This is a genomic window from Haliea sp. E17 (assembly GCF_048323675.1).
GTDB lineage: Bacteria > Pseudomonadota > Gammaproteobacteria > Pseudomonadales > Halieaceae > Mangrovimicrobium.
Window position 1 is genome coordinate 269405 of the sequence record NZ_JBLWFK010000006.1, and the last position, 14232, is coordinate 283636.

Sequence of the window (14232 nt, forward strand, 5' to 3'; positions counted from 1 at the left end):
ACGCTATCCTATTCCGGTTCAGGCCCCCATGAATTTTGTCTCCACGCCACCAGTTCTTATAACATGGGAATGATCAATTTCCGGAAGAAAAAGCGAATTCGTCAATAATCTCTCTTCAATGCAATACACTCTTGATTAGTCGTGATTGTGCCAACCATAATGATAAAGAATTCCTTTTTGACTCTTCTAATGCAAGGAAAATGAAAAAATTCATTATTCTCACAATGCCACGATCTGGTTCTACTTATATACGGTTATGGCTCAACAATCACCCTGAAGTACGCTGCCATGGGGAGGTTTTTTTGAGAACTTATCCTGCATTGGATGGATACAGGCACTTTACCGAAAGTCACAAAAAGAGGTATTTCCTAACAAAGTGCTTTGGCAATCCAGCAATGTCTCGAGTTTCTTATAATCTGCCCCTGGCCAGACTAACCCAGGAATATTTGACATCCTTATTCTCAAATCCAGAGCACAGCGCTCCCTTCACTGAATTTGGCAAAGGGCGTATTTATAATCCTCAAGTCAGCCACGATAGTGAAAAGGCAGTGGGATTTAAGTTAATGTACCAGCAACTGCTAGATTTTCGCTGCCTTTTTAAGTGGATTAATTCAGATGACATCAAAATTATATTGTTAACCCGAGATAATCTCCTGGAAATGTATATTTCCAATCTGATGATGGTGAAACGAGGAATAGCACACACATCTAGCAAGCAGTTAGTCGATAAAATCCATATATCTCCGAAAAAAGCATGTCGCGCAATGGCAAAAATGGAACACAACGCTAGCAAAATGCGGGATCAATTTGAGTCAGAAAAGGTTCTTGAGATTACCTATGAGGAGTTTTTCAAGCAACACGAGTCCTGTGCTTCACGAATATGGTCTTTTTTGGGGGTAGATGCCCAAAACGTCACCTCTCCTTCACTGAAAAAGATCAGTTCTCACAGGGTAGACGAAAAGGTCAAAAACTATAAGGAACTCGCTGATGCCCTGTCGGGCACCCCATATGAGCGATTTCTGGATGAGCCAGTCGCACAGTAAGCCAGATCAAGGGAGGCTAATTTACTACTTTCAGAAGATCTATTTTATTTTGTGTAATCACCTCTTCGCGCACCTGTTCCCGAGCAGGATCTGATTCAATCCCGGGTCTATGGATACCCCCAATCTGTTTCCACTGAACAACCTTGAGAACTATGCTCAGGTCTATGACTTTCAACCCGAGGCCAAAGGCAGCAACAAGACATCCGTCGCACAGCGTATTGATAATTCTCGGTATGCCTCCGCTGTAATAATAAATTGCCAGCGTTGCACTGACTTCAAAAATTTCCGGAGAACCACCGACGGCTTCGAGCCGATAGTAAATGTAGCTCATAGTCTCCAGTTTGTTCAGGGGACCGAGCCTGTACTCAGCAGATACCCTTTGGGCAAGTTGTGACATTGAAGGGTCGTAGAACATTTCCAGCAGCTCCGGCTGCCCGACAAGAATGACTTGCAGTAATTGCATTTTGTCAGCATTGATATTGGTGAGTAGGCGCAGGGACTCCAGGTCCAGTTTGGTCATGTTTTGCGCTTCGTCAACAATCACCAGAGTCCGCTTGCCCTTTGCGTACTCGTCTACCAGAAAGTCCTGCAATGTCCGCAGCAACATGCCCTCTTCATTACTGCTGAAAGGTATTCTGAATGCGTTAATGATCCAACTGAGCAGAGTTCCATAGGATTCGTGCGGAGTACTGATCAGTCCGACCGTCAGGGAGTCGTAGTTTGTGCGAGAAAGCAGATGCCGCAGAAGCGTTGTCTTGCCGGCACCTACCTCTCCGGTGATGACAGTGATACCGACCTGCTCAAGAAGCCCGAACTCGAGCATATTGTAGGCTTCAAGGTGCTGGCTCGAAAAATATATCGACTCCGACTCCGGTATTAGGGAGAACGGCTTTTCACTGAGCCCGAAGAAACTCGTATACATACAGCTGCCTATTCGCTAGCGAACCTTGTTGAGGATGACGCCCATCAATGGTTCGTCTTTCAGTAACTTCAGGCAGCGTTTTATTTCATCAGGTCGATTTTCGCCGTCCTCCACTACCAGAAGACAACTATCAACGCTCGGCGCAAAAACCATTGCGTCGTCATTGCGCAGTAGTGGCGGCAAATCGAATATTATGATCCGATCCGGATATCGGCCGATGATTTCCGACATGAAATTGTTCATCGCAGGAGAAGATAACAATTCGGAGGCATTTAGCTCCTGTGGTAGTCCCGGCAGTATCACCAGCCGGGGATATCCGGGATTGAACAGAATATTTTCGAGGGGCTCCCCGTTGGTGAGGTGATCGACAATACCCTTATCAATCTCCACACCCAAAGTTCGATGAATACTGGGATTGCGCAAATCTACGTCCACCAGCATCACCGTCTGGTTGACTTCCTGCGAAATACTCACTGCGAGATTGATTGCGGTAAGCGTCTTTCCCGCGCCCTCATGCGGACTGGTGATTGCGAGAGTTCTCCATCCACCGCGTTTCATCTTACTCAGTACATGGCTGCGCAGCTGCCGGTAGGACTCGACCCTGGCGTCTTCGCTCTCTGCCGCAATCACCCTGTTACGCGCCAGACGACTCTTATCCAATTTGATGGTTCTCGTCCGGGTATAGTCCACCCGCACCGACTCCCGCCGCCTGGAAGCCCTGCTATCCATAACGCCCATGCCGGGAGCCAGCGCCTTTTCTCGCTGCGGGGCAGTGCTTTCATTACCGTTCGGCGAAGAAACGCCCTGCCCCGGTGCCGGTGTATTTCCAATCGAGCCCTCACGCTGTTCTCGCGCTTTCTCGATCGCCCTCTGCAGGTAGTCCATGCGCTAGACCTCAAACGAATGTTTTGTAACGATTCTATTCGCTAATGACTGAATACAATGTCCACATATACCACAAGGGCTATGACTCCGGCCATCGCCAACATGGAGTACAGGTAGAATCGCTGGCGCCTGGAGATATCGATATCGTTATCTATATAGGGGATGGACACCAGAGGCTCCTGTCCCAGAATGGCAGTGAGCTCACTGACTCCATGTACCGCAGCGTCAGTAAATTCACGTAATGCCGCCGCTCCCACCCCTGCCCCGAGCGCAACGACAAACCCGATGAAGATAATAGCAGGCCGATTGGGCTTTATGGGCCGCATGGGATAGGCTGGTGGCTCTATCAAAGCGAACCGCTCACCTTTTTGCTCCTGCTCCAGATTCTTGGCCACCATGGCATCGCGTTGTTTGGCCTTGATTTCCCGATACTCCACCGTCGCGTTATCGTAATCCCGCAATAGAGCCTGGTATTCCATTTCAACCTGGGGCGCCTGTTTAATTAAACCCTGATAATGGTCAATCTGCGCCTTGAGGTCACTCAGCCGGGCGCTAAGCGTATTGATTTCTGAATTGGTGGTATCCAGTTGAGTCTGTAGCAAAACATAAGCCGGGTTGTCTGCTGCGACTTCCTGGCCTCCCGAATTTGACAATCTCGCCGCCCTGACGCTCTCCTCGAGTTGCGCAATCAGGCGCTTTGTGCTCTGCACTTCCTGGTGATTTTCATTGTAGCGAGTCAGCAATTCAGCGAGGTATTGCTTCTGCTCTTCAAGTTGGCGCTGCAGGTCTTGCGTATCGGTACCCACCCCCAACTGGTCCTGTAACACCTTGATTTCCCGCTCCAGCCGGATGATGTCGGGGTGGTTGTCCTGGTAGATGGAAGCCTTGTGACGGTATTCGGATTGAAGCGCCTTGAGTCGATCAGCATCGCTCATCACTACATCGCCAGTAGCGAGCACGACCGGAGCGGAACGACTGACCTGTGACATCTGTGAAGAAATTTCAATCCTCCGCTTCACCAGTTCCTGAATACGCGTTTCCAGGTCGGAACCCTCTCTCTCCATACGTTCGAGTGCCGAAAGATTGTATTGATACAATTGAGGCAGGCTGCCTTCATTTGCCGACTTGAACGCTGCCAGGCGATTTTCAAGTTCCAGGAGTTCAGCGTTGAGGCGCTCGGCTTCGGTGGCGAGGAATTCTGCGGTACTCGCTACCTGCTCGGTTCGCTCGCGACGATTCTCGCTCAAAAACAGGGTCACCAGTTCATCGGCGATCTTCTGTGCGGTTTCGGGCTGGGGATTTTCGAAAGAGAGCGTAAAGGCGATGGTGGCGTTGGTAGAACGACCACTCCGCGGATCGATCACTTCTGCACTCACAAGGTCCAACCCGACGTTGTCTCTGAATTTTTGTGCCAGCACCCTCTTGGGGAGTTTCGTAGCTGTGTCGCTCTGCGCTTCTGGGCTGTTCTTCGCGCCTGATTCATCCTGTTGATACAAATTGAACTTTTTGATGATGCGAGTAATGTTTTCGGTCGTAAGTACCCTGCGGCTTATCACCTGCACCCGCTGGTCCGCATAACTGGTAATGGTAGATTGAACGAAATCCTTGGGCACCGCCTGCTCTTCGATCAGGATAATCGCTTCCGAACGGTAAACTGGCGGTATTACCAGCGCGATTATTACTGCCAGGGAGAAAATCGATACAAGGGGGAGAAGCAGCCATATTTTTCGCCGCTTCAGCATGTTCAGGTAATCCTGCGGAGTCTTTACCAGATACGGCTTCTCGTCCATCAACCTGCAACCCTCCGGTTACCTTGACCACACTGACTTCTGGGGCCGGAAGACCAGACTGAGATAGACTGCATTGGAATCGGCGCTATCTGGATCCAGATCTCTATCCTGGTAGGAGAACTGATACCGCCCCGATACATACCACGCCTCTGTAATCCGATAATCCAGACCGAGACTCAACCTCGCAAAGTCACGGTCGTTTTTAATACGGTCATCCAGCGCGCCCCGCTGCCCTACGGTCAGCTCCGATTCAAAATTACTGCGCTCGGTTACCCGGTAGCGATAGACCAAACCCAGCAGGTTCTCCTCCACCATCGTACCATTGGAACTGGGGCTGGGTTCACTCTTGATTTGCCCGCGGAAAAAGTGACGCTCGCCACGGTAATTTACCGTAGCGCGCAAATACAAACTATCATCATCTGAATCATCGGGGGGGGCAATTGGCAGGTTGGTTGAGTAGTCAGTACTCGACGACACCCAGCCAATCAGCAAGGTTGTTGTTGTTCGCTCGGAGAGATCGGAGTCGAATCCGGCTTGTAGCCCAGCGCCATCGGTCGAAACGGTTATATCCCCATCATTTTCGTATCGGCTGGCAAACCCCTGCAAACGTAAGCGGGTTCGCTCCGTCCACTGGTTGATCCATCCCGCGTAACCCGAGACAAAGTCGAAATCCTGAAAGAAATCTGAATCGTACTGCACATCCCGATAGTCTATCCCTGCAGTAAGCCCGTTTTTCTCAGTGAAAAAATGTGACCCGGAGGCCCCAACCGTGGCCATCTCGCGTCGAACGGCTTCCAGCCCGACCACACCGGTATCGAGGAATTCACTACTGCGGGTGGAATCGCGGGTATAGCCTGCATAGCCATTGAACTCGCTACGCTCGAACTTGTACTCCATATCTCCGCGCAGAAACTGGTCGTCACTGTCATACTCTTCGACATCGTACTTGGAAAACTTTAGTTCACCCTGGAGGGACGTTTTCAGTCGCTCATCCTCCGTGGCAAACGTCGCGGGGATTGTCAGTTGTCCACCCGAGATACTGACCTCGTTGTCCGGTGTCAACCGGACGTTGTCATTGTATTCGTAACCGGCTTCTACGCCGTATTCGAGCGAGTACTGATCCGCATAAGAAATTGTACTCAGTAGCGCAGCCACCCCTGAGAGAACTACCGGAATGTGGCGACGGATGAATTTGCTAACTGCCAGGCTAAAATTTTTCATGGCACAACCACCACGTCTCTGCTGTTTAATATAATATTTGAGGCGAGGTCCTCCCCGCTTTCGACTTTACTGTACCGAAAGGGGATCGCTACCTGGTTACCGTCACGACTACGGCGCAGTATACGAATGTCGTTCTGGGCCGCAAAGGGATTCAGGCCACCCGCCAACGCCAGTGCCTGTATGACGTCGGTATCGCTGGTAATGACGTATTCGCCTGGCCTGATCACCTTTCCAATAACGTAGATCTTGTTTCCGCTGACACTGGCCAGTGAGACTACAACCCTGGGAGGGTCTTTCATGTACTTTTGCAACGCTGCGGCTATTTTATCGGCCACTTGTTCGGGTGTTGCGGCACTGGTATCGATCTCACCTGCCATGGGCAAGCTGATTTTCCCATCGGGCCGCACCAGGACCTCCTGGCTCAGGCTGTCCTCGTTCCACACATCGATGCGTAACATATCCCCAGGATTGACGGTGTACGGTGATGCGATGACACTGAGACAACAGGTCAAGAACGCAAAAAGTAGACTTGCTCGAAAGCCTATTCTATTTAACATGGCCACCCCCCCATCCAAGTACATCAAATCTTAGTACACTTACCAAGGGATTGGGCAAGATTGATTACTGCAGATAAATCACAATCAGACCACGCCTCACGTGAACCCAGATCACACAAGGTAGCGAGTTATACCACCTAGTCAGCGCCAACGCCGATACAGAAGACGGCGTAATTGCAGAAGCCAAGGACTGACATCAGCAGGCCTGGTCAGGTCGATATCTTCAGCCACCATGCCGACACGCCGCATCCACCTGTCAGTGTCGCCAACACAATCCACCTGTTTCGAGGCATCAGCAGAAAAAACTGCGGTGCCCGCACTGCCCGACCGAATCGCAAGCGCGCTCGGCACCTGACTATTCGTTACCGGATCCCGCAGACATGGAAGGCCGCCGACGCGCGACAACTCCGAAACCAAGAAGCACGGATAACGCCAGCCATATTACGTTCAGTGTAGTATCATCTTTCCTTGCCTGCACAGCACTGTCGCTGCCCCCTCCTCCAACGACACCGGAAACCGGATCTGCAACGTCCAGGTCATTAGTCTGGAGCTCGACATTGGCGATCAGCAACTGTCCGCTGGTCGGGTTTGAATCGGAATAGATACGCTGACCATCTGAGCCAATGGTACCGGAATCGAAACCGGATGCGACACTGACTGAAGAGCCAACCGAACGATCCGACTCCGCGGGATGTCCGAAAGTCGACGAATCAGGATTTTCAGCTTGTACGGGCATCAAGCCCAAAAATGAAGTCAACGTGCCAACGGCCAAGACCGCGCGTGCACCTCTGTTCCCTATGAAAAAGCTCATGGAACTCACCTTGTACCTTGCCCTTGATTACTGCACTGCCGATAAATTTTTTACTTGCAGTCAGGACGTAAACTAATCCCTCAGCTATTGGATAGGTTTAGCACAAGATGGATATCCTGCTCGGAATTGATCGCCATCTTTCCAAATTTTCACGGAACTGTGAGGCGGGTCACAGTTTTGCTCTGGCATACTCTCCTGGACAGAGAGATGATTAGCGGCTAGCCTCAAAATGGCTCATACAATTGCTGGCGTGGGCATATGGGTTCAGACTGATGACGGTGAACAGGAAGGGTCAGAGCCTATCCATGCCAATTAGACGTAGACGAGAGCGATCGGTGATAGCGGGCTGGATGACTGGATGCGGTGAGCTTTAATCCTCTCCGCCAGACTGCGGCGGACCCGCCGAAAACGGGAAGCTGGCAATATTGCTGCCGGGGGCGGCAGGCTTGAAATCCGACACTTTGACCGATCCCTCTTTCTCCACCTCGTCGATCCGGATAATCGACTGCAGCGGAATATAGGACCGCGCCACGCCACTGAACTCGTGCTTCAGCTTTTCCTCGCTCGGGTCTACCAGAATCTGCGAGCGCTCCCCGAAGACGAACTCCTCGACCTCGATAAAGCCCCACATGTCACTCTGGTAAATCTGGCGCGCGAAGACCTCGAACACCTGGCCTCCATTCTGGAAAATCACCTTGTAGACGGGTTGAGCTGGCATGGACTCCTCGTAGCGTGGTATCGCTCGCCTGCGGCGCAGGCACCACCGGATTTGGGGGGGCGGCAATAGTACCACCATCAGGGCGAAATACCAGCCTGAATGCCGCGCCGGCACTGGGCTTTAACGGCCCCAGCCGGTATAATCGCGCCCCTTTTCCCAGAGTACGCCCACAGGCGGCGAACAGCAAACCCGGTGAGCAGGAAACTTTACATCCAGACCCACGGCTGCCAGATGAACGAATACGACTCCGCTCGTATGCGCGACCTGCTGGGCGAGTCCCACGACCTGGAGACCACGGAAAACCCCGAGGAAGCCGACGTCCTGCTGCTAAACACCTGTTCCATAAGGGAAAAAGCCCAGGAGAAAGTCTTCCACCAGCTCGGCCGCTGGAAGCACCTGAAGCAGAAGAACCCCGACCTCATCATCGGCGTCGGCGGCTGCGTGGCCAGCCAGGAAGGCGAGGCCATCGGCAAGCGCGCGCCCTACGTGGACATCGTCTTCGGCCCGCAGACCCTGCACCGCCTGCCGGAAATGATCGACCAGCGCAACGCCCAAAGCGGGCCCGGCGGCACCATCGTGGTGGACATCAGCTTCCCCGAGATCGAGAAATTCGACCGCCTGCCCGAACCCAAGGTCGAGGGTCCTACAGCCTTCGTCTCCATCATGGAAGGCTGTTCCAAGTACTGCACCTTCTGCGTGGTGCCCTACACACGCGGCGAGGAAGTCTCCCGGCCGCTGGACGACGTGATCGCCGAGATCGCGCATCTGGCCGCGGGCGGGGTGCGCGAGGTCAACCTGTTGGGCCAGAACGTCAACGCCTTCCGCGGCGCGACCCACGACGGCCAGGTCGCCGATTTCGCCGAACTGCTGCACTACGTGGCGAAGATTCCCGGCATCGAGCGCATCCGCTACACCACCTCCCACCCGGTGGAGTTCTCCGACGCCCTGATCGACGCCTACGCGGACATCCCCCAGCTGGTGGACCACCTGCACCTGCCGGTGCAGAGCGGCTCGGACCGGGTACTGGCGGCGATGAAACGCAGCCACACCGCGCTGGAATACAAGTCCAAGATTCGCCGTTTGCGCAAGATCCGCCCCGATATCAGCATTTCCTCGGATTTTATCGTCGGTTTCCCCGGAGAAACCGAGGCGGACTTCGCCGCGACGATGAAGCTGATCGAGGATATCGGCTTCGACACCTCCTTCAGCTTCGTCTACAGCGCCCGCCCGGGTACCCCGGCCTCGGACCTCCCGGACGATACCCCGGAAGAGGTGAAAAAGCAGCGCCTGCAAATCCTGCAGACCCGCATTATCCAGCACGCCCAGTCCATCAGCCGGCGCATGGTGGGTACGCGGCAGCGCATCCTGGTGACCGGGGTCTCGAAAAAGGACCCGGGGCAGCTGCAGGGGCGCACCGAGAACAACCGCGTGGTCAACTTCCACTGCGACGACCTCTCACTGATCGGCGGCTTCGCCGATGTCGATATACTCGAAGCCCTGCCCAACTCCCTGCGCGGTGTGCTCGCCGCCTGACTTGATGCCGACCTGGTTTGAACAGTGCATCGGCATTGCCGGTGCTTCCGGCTTGGCTGGCGGGTTTTGTCTGCACAGTTCCTCAGGCGCGCCTGGGTGTATTCGGACCGTAGGGAGCATCCGGCTCGTGAGAGGTGTTGATGCAGGTGATTGCCACTGGAACCGTGTGGCGACATGGATGTCGCCACCCGAGCCTGCACACGGACGTGCGCTTTTTGGCGTGTTCCAGTGGCAATCACCTGCATCAGCGCCGGGTAATGTGCTCCAATATTTCCGAATCCCTACGGGAGAGCATCCCCAAAACCAGCCCCGAATCGACCAAACCAAGCGGTTGACGCAGCCAGATTCCGAGTTATCCTTTAAGCCTATACACACTGCCCGCATGGGCCCCAGACCAGATTGACTAGCGAACCTCCTTCACAGAGCCCGGCTCCCGAGCCGGTCGACACACAGCTCCTGACCCTCGAACCCAATGACCCGCGTCATCTGGCCATGCTCTGCGGCCAGCTGGACCGTCATTTGCGGCAGATCGAGGAGCGCCTGGGCGTGCGCATCCACAACCGCGGCAACGAGTTCCGGGTCAATGGGCCGGAACCCCAGGCGACGGCGGCGAAGCACCTGCTGCGCCAGCTGTACGCCGAGATCTGCCAGGGCATCGGTCTGTCGCCGGAATCCCTGCACCTGCACCTGAACCAGGCGGGCCTGGAATCCCTGGCGGAAGCCGCGGAGTCCGAGGCGGCCACCGACGCGATCCAGGTGATCCGCACCCGCCGCGCGGCGATCAAGCCGCGGGGCAAGAACCAGCTCGGTTACGTGCGCGCGATCAAGCACTGCGACATCAACTTCGGCATCGGCCCGGCGGGCACCGGCAAGACTTACCTGGCGGTGGCCTGCGCGGTGGAAGCGCTGCTGGAGGAGAAGGTGCGCCGCATCCTGCTGGTGCGCCCGGCGGTGGAAGCGGGCGAGAAGCTCGGCTTCCTGCCCGGCGACCTGGCGCAGAAGATCGACCCCTACCTGCGCCCGCTCTACGACGCCCTCTACGAGATGCTCGGTTTCGAGACGGTCAACAAGTACATCGAGCGCAGCATCATCGAGGTGGCGCCCCTCGCGTTCATGCGCGGGCGCACGCTGAACAATGCGTTCATCATCCTCGACGAGGCGCAGAACACCACCCGTGAGCAGATGAAGATGTTCCTCACCCGGATCGGCTTCGGCTCCACCGCGGTGATCACCGGCGACGCCACCCAGATCGACCTGCCGCGGGGCGCCCAGTCAGGGCTGACCCACGCCGGCAATATCCTGCGCGACGTGGACGGCATCAGTTTCACCTGGTTCGCCAACAAGGACGTGGTTCGCCACCCGCTGGTACAGCGCATCGTGGAAGCCTACGAAGTCCACGAGGACAAGGCCACGCCGCTGGACGCCCCCCGGGACGCCCCGCGCGAAAAGCGCAAGCCGTGAACCTGCAACTCGACATCCAGAAAGCCAGCACCGAGCCGACTCCCGACGAGGAGGACATACGGCGCTGGATCACCTGTGCCCTGGCCGGACGCCGCAGTGCCGACAGTGAAATCAGCCTGCGCCTCGTGGACAGCGAGGAAATGGCCGAGCTGAACGGCACCTACCGCGGCAAGCACGGGCCCACCAACGTACTCTCCTTCCCGGCGGACCTGCCCGCGGAACTCGAATTGCCGCTGCTGGGCGATATCGTGATCTGTGTGCCGGTGGTGGCCGCGGAGGCCGCCGAACAGGGCAAGCCCCTGCAGGCCCACTGGGCGCACATGGCGGTGCACGGCACGCTGCACCTGCTCGGCTACGACCACATCGACGACGACGAAGCGTGCGAGATGGAAGGCCTGGAGACGGCCATTCTCGCGGAACTCAACTTTCCCTGTCCCTACCGGGACGAGCACTGCACGGAGCAAACGGGCGCATGAGCGACGACCACTCAGGCAACGACAATGGCGAGAAGTCCTGGCTGGACAAGATCAGCCAGATTTTTTCCAGCGAGCCGCGTACCCGGAGCGACCTCGAGGGCGTGCTGGCGGTCGCCGCGGAGAACGAGGTCATCGACCCCGACGCCCGCAGCATCATGGAGGGCGCCATGCAGGTCAGCGACATGCAGGTGCGCGACATCATGATTCCCCGCGCGCAGATGGAGCTGATCAAGGCCGATTCCAGCCTCGAGGACCTGCTGCCGCAGATCATCCGCTCCGCCCACTCCCGCTACCCGGTGATCGGCGAGAGCCCCGACGACATCCTCGGCATCCTGCTGGCCAAGGACCTGCTGCCGCAGATCCTCAACAAGGACCACAGCGAGTTTCGCATCGAGGACCTGCTGCGCCCCGCGGTGGTGGTACCGGAGAGCAAGCGCCTCAACGTACTGCTGCGCGAGTTCCGCGAGAACCGCAACCACATGGCGATCGTCATCGACGAGTACGGCGGCGTCGCCGGCCTGGTCACCATCGAGGACGTGCTGGAGGAGATCGTCGGCGAAATCGAGGACGAGACCGACGTGGAGGAAGACCGCTTCATCCGCAAGATCTCGGACGACGACTTCTTCGTCAAGGCGCTGACTCCGATCGAGGATTTCAACGACTACTTCGACGCCCGCTTCAGCGACGATGAATTCGACACCATCGGCGGGCTGGTGATCCAGGCCCTCGGCCACATGCCCGCGCGCAACGAGATCGCCGTGATCGAGGACTACGAATTCAAGGTCATCAACGCCGACCAGCGCAAGATCCACAGCCTGCGCATGCGTCCGCTGCGCCAGTAAGCGCGACCTGTGTCTGTATTGCGAGACCGGCTGCTGACCTTCCTGGTCGCGCCGCTGGCCGGTGCGCTCGTCACCCTGTCGCTGGCGCCCTTCAACCTGTGGCCCGCCGGCATCGTCAGCTGCGGCCTGCTGGCCTGGCTGCTCAGCACCTGCAGCCCGCGGGTCGCGCTGCTGCGCGGCTGGTGCTATGGCTTCGGCCTGTTCGGCAGCGGGGCCTCCTGGGTCTACGTCAGCATCCACGTCTACGGCTATGCCTCGGTGCCGCTGGCGACCCTGCTCACCGCCCTGTTCTGCGCCGGCCTGGCGCTGGTTCACGCCCTGTTCGGCTGGACCTACGCCCGCTACGTGCGCCCACTGCCCGGCGGCATGCTGCTCGGGTTCCCCCTGCTCTGGGTGATTTTCGAGTGGCTGCGGGGCTGGATTTTCACCGGCTTCCCCTGGCTCTACCTGGGCTACGCCCACACCGATACCTGGATTGCCGGCTGGGCGCCGATCGGCGGCGTCTTCTTCCTCTCCTTCATCTGCGCGATCACCGGCACCATCGTCTTCCTCGCCTGGCGCAGCCGGCAACCGATGACCATCGCGACCTATGCGGTGATCGGGGTCACCCTGTGGGCGGGCGGGGCGGTACTGCGCCCCATCGAATGGGTGGTGCCGGCCAGTCCGGATCCCATGGCCGTGGCGATCGTCCAGCCCAATGTCCCCCAGGAGCACAAGTGGGACCGGCGCTATTACCGCGACATCCTGGGCCAGCTGAAACGTGCAACCATGCCCCTGCTGGGCAGCGACATCGTGGTCTGGCCGGAGGCTGCAGTACCCAACTTCTACCAGGACGCGCGCGAGTTCATCGACCCGATCGCCGGGCAGGCGGCGCTGCTGGATACCACCCTGATCACGGGCATTCCCTACCGCGACAGCGATGGCAGCTACTACAACAGCATCATTGCCCTGGGCGGCGGCGAGGGGGTCTACTTCAAGCACCACCTGGTGCCCTTCGGCGAATATGTCCCGCTGGAAGACCTGTTGCGCGGCCTGATCGCCTTCTTCGATCTGCCGATGTCCAGTTTCAGCGGCGGCCCACGCAAGCAGGAGGCGCTGCGCGCGGGCGCTTTCCGGGTGGCGCCGTCAATCTGCTACGAGATTGTCTACCCGGAGCAGGTCTCCTGGGGCGCTCGCCGTGCGGACCTGCTGGTCACAGTGAGCAACGACAGCTGGTTCGGCCACAGTATCGGCCCGCTGCAACACTTGCAGATGGCGCAGATGCGGGCGCTGGAGAACGGCCGCTACCTGATTCGCGGCACCAACAACGGGGTCTCGGCGATCATCGACCATCGCGGGCGGATTGTGGCGCAGTCGGAGCAGTTCGTTTCGACTGTGCTGACGGGCCAGGTAGAGCCGATGCTGGGCAAGACGCCCTTCGGCAGTTTCGGCACGCATCCGATTGTGCTGACCTGTTTTGTGGGCTTGCTGCTGATGTACCTGCTGTATGTGGGGCTTTGGCGGGATAACGATTCGGACTCTGACTGAGTCCGGAGTTGTGGTTTTGCGGTCCTGATCCCTCACTCTCGAAAGTATTTAATCCGGATACTGTGACTCTTATCTGGGCGAGCTCCGAACCCGGGCCGCAGAGCTGGTATTGCCCCGCCGTACCGCCAAAAAGCGCACATCCATGTGCAGGCTCGGCCTCCCGGAGCGCCGGCCGGTCCATCCATGTCCTCGGACGCCCCGGCGAGGCAATACCAGCTCTACGTCCCTCCCTTTCGCGGGAACCCGATTTAAGGCGCCCTGTACGCCCCGCCCAACCTGTTGATCCCCGGTGTACATGCCGCAGGAACCCCGGATTTACCCAATCCCTGTTCGGAACCGGGCATTCCAGCCCGCATTGGCCCAGTTTGAACCTTGTGCCGCAGGTAGAGTGTGAAGCGGAACCTGCCTGATGGAACCGTGTGGCGACAGGACGTCGCCACCCGAGC

The 14232-nt window shown here is 57.1% G+C and carries 13 protein-coding genes; 6 read left to right on the top strand and 7 right to left on the bottom strand.

Going from position 1 to position 14232, the window contains the following annotated elements; translation table 11 throughout:
• The first annotated feature begins 200 nt into the window (after positions 1 to 200).
• Positions 201 to 1043 carry a sulfotransferase gene (locus ACNKU3_RS17240; RefSeq protein WP_418260792.1) on the top strand — a complete coding sequence of 281 codons (843 nt, stop codon included), beginning with the start codon at positions 201 to 203 and terminating at the stop codon, positions 1041 to 1043.
• A gap of 16 nt (positions 1044 to 1059) precedes the next feature.
• On the opposite strand, the gene ACNKU3_RS17245 is transcribed toward ACNKU3_RS17240, so the two are convergent.
• From ACNKU3_RS17245 to ACNKU3_RS17275, 7 genes are all read right to left on the bottom strand, one after another.
• Positions 1060 to 1965, bottom strand: a complete 906-nt coding sequence (locus ACNKU3_RS17245; RefSeq protein ID WP_418260793.1) for an ExeA family protein — start codon at positions 1963 to 1965, stop codon at positions 1060 to 1062.
• A gap of 15 nt (positions 1966 to 1980) precedes the next feature.
• A complete protein-coding gene (locus ACNKU3_RS17250) occupies positions 1981 to 2850 on the bottom strand; it encodes a CpsD/CapB family tyrosine-protein kinase (RefSeq protein WP_418260794.1) in 870 nt (289 codons plus the stop codon).
• A 41-nt stretch (positions 2851 to 2891) separates the two neighbouring features.
• On the bottom strand, positions 2892 to 4640 hold the full coding sequence (locus tag ACNKU3_RS17255; RefSeq protein ID WP_418260795.1) for a Wzz/FepE/Etk N-terminal domain-containing protein: 1749 nt from the start codon (positions 4638 to 4640) through the stop codon (positions 2892 to 2894).
• Between the two features lie 18 nt (positions 4641 to 4658).
• On the bottom strand, positions 4659 to 5861 hold the full coding sequence (locus ACNKU3_RS17260; protein ID WP_418260796.1) for a hypothetical protein: 1203 nt from the start codon (positions 5859 to 5861) through the stop codon (positions 4659 to 4661).
• Complete coding sequence (locus tag ACNKU3_RS17265; RefSeq protein ID WP_418260898.1) at positions 5858 to 6442, bottom strand: polysaccharide biosynthesis/export family protein; 585 nt, start codon at positions 6440 to 6442, stop codon at positions 5858 to 5860. Before ACNKU3_RS17265 ends, ACNKU3_RS17260 begins: the two co-directional genes overlap by 4 nt.
• A gap of 331 nt (positions 6443 to 6773) precedes the next feature.
• On the bottom strand, positions 6774 to 7229 hold the full coding sequence (locus tag ACNKU3_RS17270) for a hypothetical protein (protein ID WP_418260797.1): 456 nt from the start codon (positions 7227 to 7229) through the stop codon (positions 6774 to 6776).
• A 370-nt stretch (positions 7230 to 7599) separates the two neighbouring features.
• Entirely contained in the window at positions 7600 to 7947 is a 348-nt protein-coding gene (locus ACNKU3_RS17275) for a DUF1820 family protein (protein WP_418260798.1), read from the bottom strand.
• Between the two features lie 192 nt (positions 7948 to 8139).
• On the opposite strand from ACNKU3_RS17275, the gene miaB reads away from it, so the two are divergent.
• The 5 genes from miaB to lnt all read left to right on the top strand — a co-directional run bounded on the left by miaB (position 8140) and on the right by lnt (position 13786).
• Positions 8140 to 9480, top strand: a complete 1341-nt coding sequence (miaB, locus tag ACNKU3_RS17280; protein WP_418260799.1) for a tRNA (N6-isopentenyl adenosine(37)-C2)-methylthiotransferase MiaB — start codon at positions 8140 to 8142, stop codon at positions 9478 to 9480.
• Positions 9481 to 9972: 492 nt separating this feature from the next.
• Positions 9973 to 10941, top strand: a complete 969-nt coding sequence (locus ACNKU3_RS17285; protein ID WP_418260899.1) for a PhoH family protein — start codon at positions 9973 to 9975, stop codon at positions 10939 to 10941.
• A complete protein-coding gene (ybeY, locus tag ACNKU3_RS17290) occupies positions 10938 to 11417 on the top strand; it encodes an rRNA maturation RNase YbeY (RefSeq protein ID WP_418260800.1) in 480 nt (159 codons plus the stop codon). Before ACNKU3_RS17285 ends, ybeY begins: the two co-directional genes overlap by 4 nt.
• Positions 11414 to 12259, top strand: a complete 846-nt coding sequence (locus ACNKU3_RS17295) for an HlyC/CorC family transporter (RefSeq protein WP_418260801.1) — start codon at positions 11414 to 11416, stop codon at positions 12257 to 12259. Before ybeY ends, ACNKU3_RS17295 begins: the two co-directional genes overlap by 4 nt.
• A gap of 9 nt (positions 12260 to 12268) precedes the next feature.
• Positions 12269 to 13786, top strand: a complete 1518-nt coding sequence (gene lnt, locus ACNKU3_RS17300; RefSeq protein WP_418260802.1) for an apolipoprotein N-acyltransferase — start codon at positions 12269 to 12271, stop codon at positions 13784 to 13786.
• Positions 13787 to 14232: the final 446 nt, after the last annotated feature.

Bases quoted from the DNA above. Each gene is read 5' to 3' on its own strand.
- ACNKU3_RS17240 (WP_418260792.1), top strand. From the start codon at position 201: ATGAAAAAATTCATTATTCTCACAATGCCACGATCTGGTTCTACTTAT.
- ACNKU3_RS17245 (WP_418260793.1), bottom strand. From the start codon at position 1,965: ATGTATACGAGTTTCTTCGGGCTCAGTGAAAAGCCGTTCTCCCTAATA.
- ACNKU3_RS17250 (WP_418260794.1), bottom strand. From the start codon at position 2,850: ATGGACTACCTGCAGAGGGCGATCGAGAAAGCGCGAGAACAGCGTGAG.
- ACNKU3_RS17255 (WP_418260795.1), bottom strand. From the start codon at position 4,640: ATGGACGAGAAGCCGTATCTGGTAAAGACTCCGCAGGATTACCTGAAC.
- ACNKU3_RS17260 (WP_418260796.1), bottom strand. From the start codon at position 5,861: ATGAAAAATTTTAGCCTGGCAGTTAGCAAATTCATCCGTCGCCACATT.
- ACNKU3_RS17265 (WP_418260898.1), bottom strand. From the start codon at position 6,442: ATGTACTTGGATGGGGGGGTGGCCATGTTAAATAGAATAGGCTTTCGA.
- ACNKU3_RS17270 (WP_418260797.1), bottom strand. From the start codon at position 7,229: ATGAGCTTTTTCATAGGGAACAGAGGTGCACGCGCGGTCTTGGCCGTT.
- ACNKU3_RS17275 (WP_418260798.1), bottom strand. From the start codon at position 7,947: ATGCCAGCTCAACCCGTCTACAAGGTGATTTTCCAGAATGGAGGCCAG.
- ACNKU3_RS17285 (WP_418260899.1), top strand. From the start codon at position 9,973: ATGCTCTGCGGCCAGCTGGACCGTCATTTGCGGCAGATCGAGGAGCGC.
- ACNKU3_RS17295 (WP_418260801.1), top strand. From the start codon at position 11,414: ATGAGCGACGACCACTCAGGCAACGACAATGGCGAGAAGTCCTGGCTG.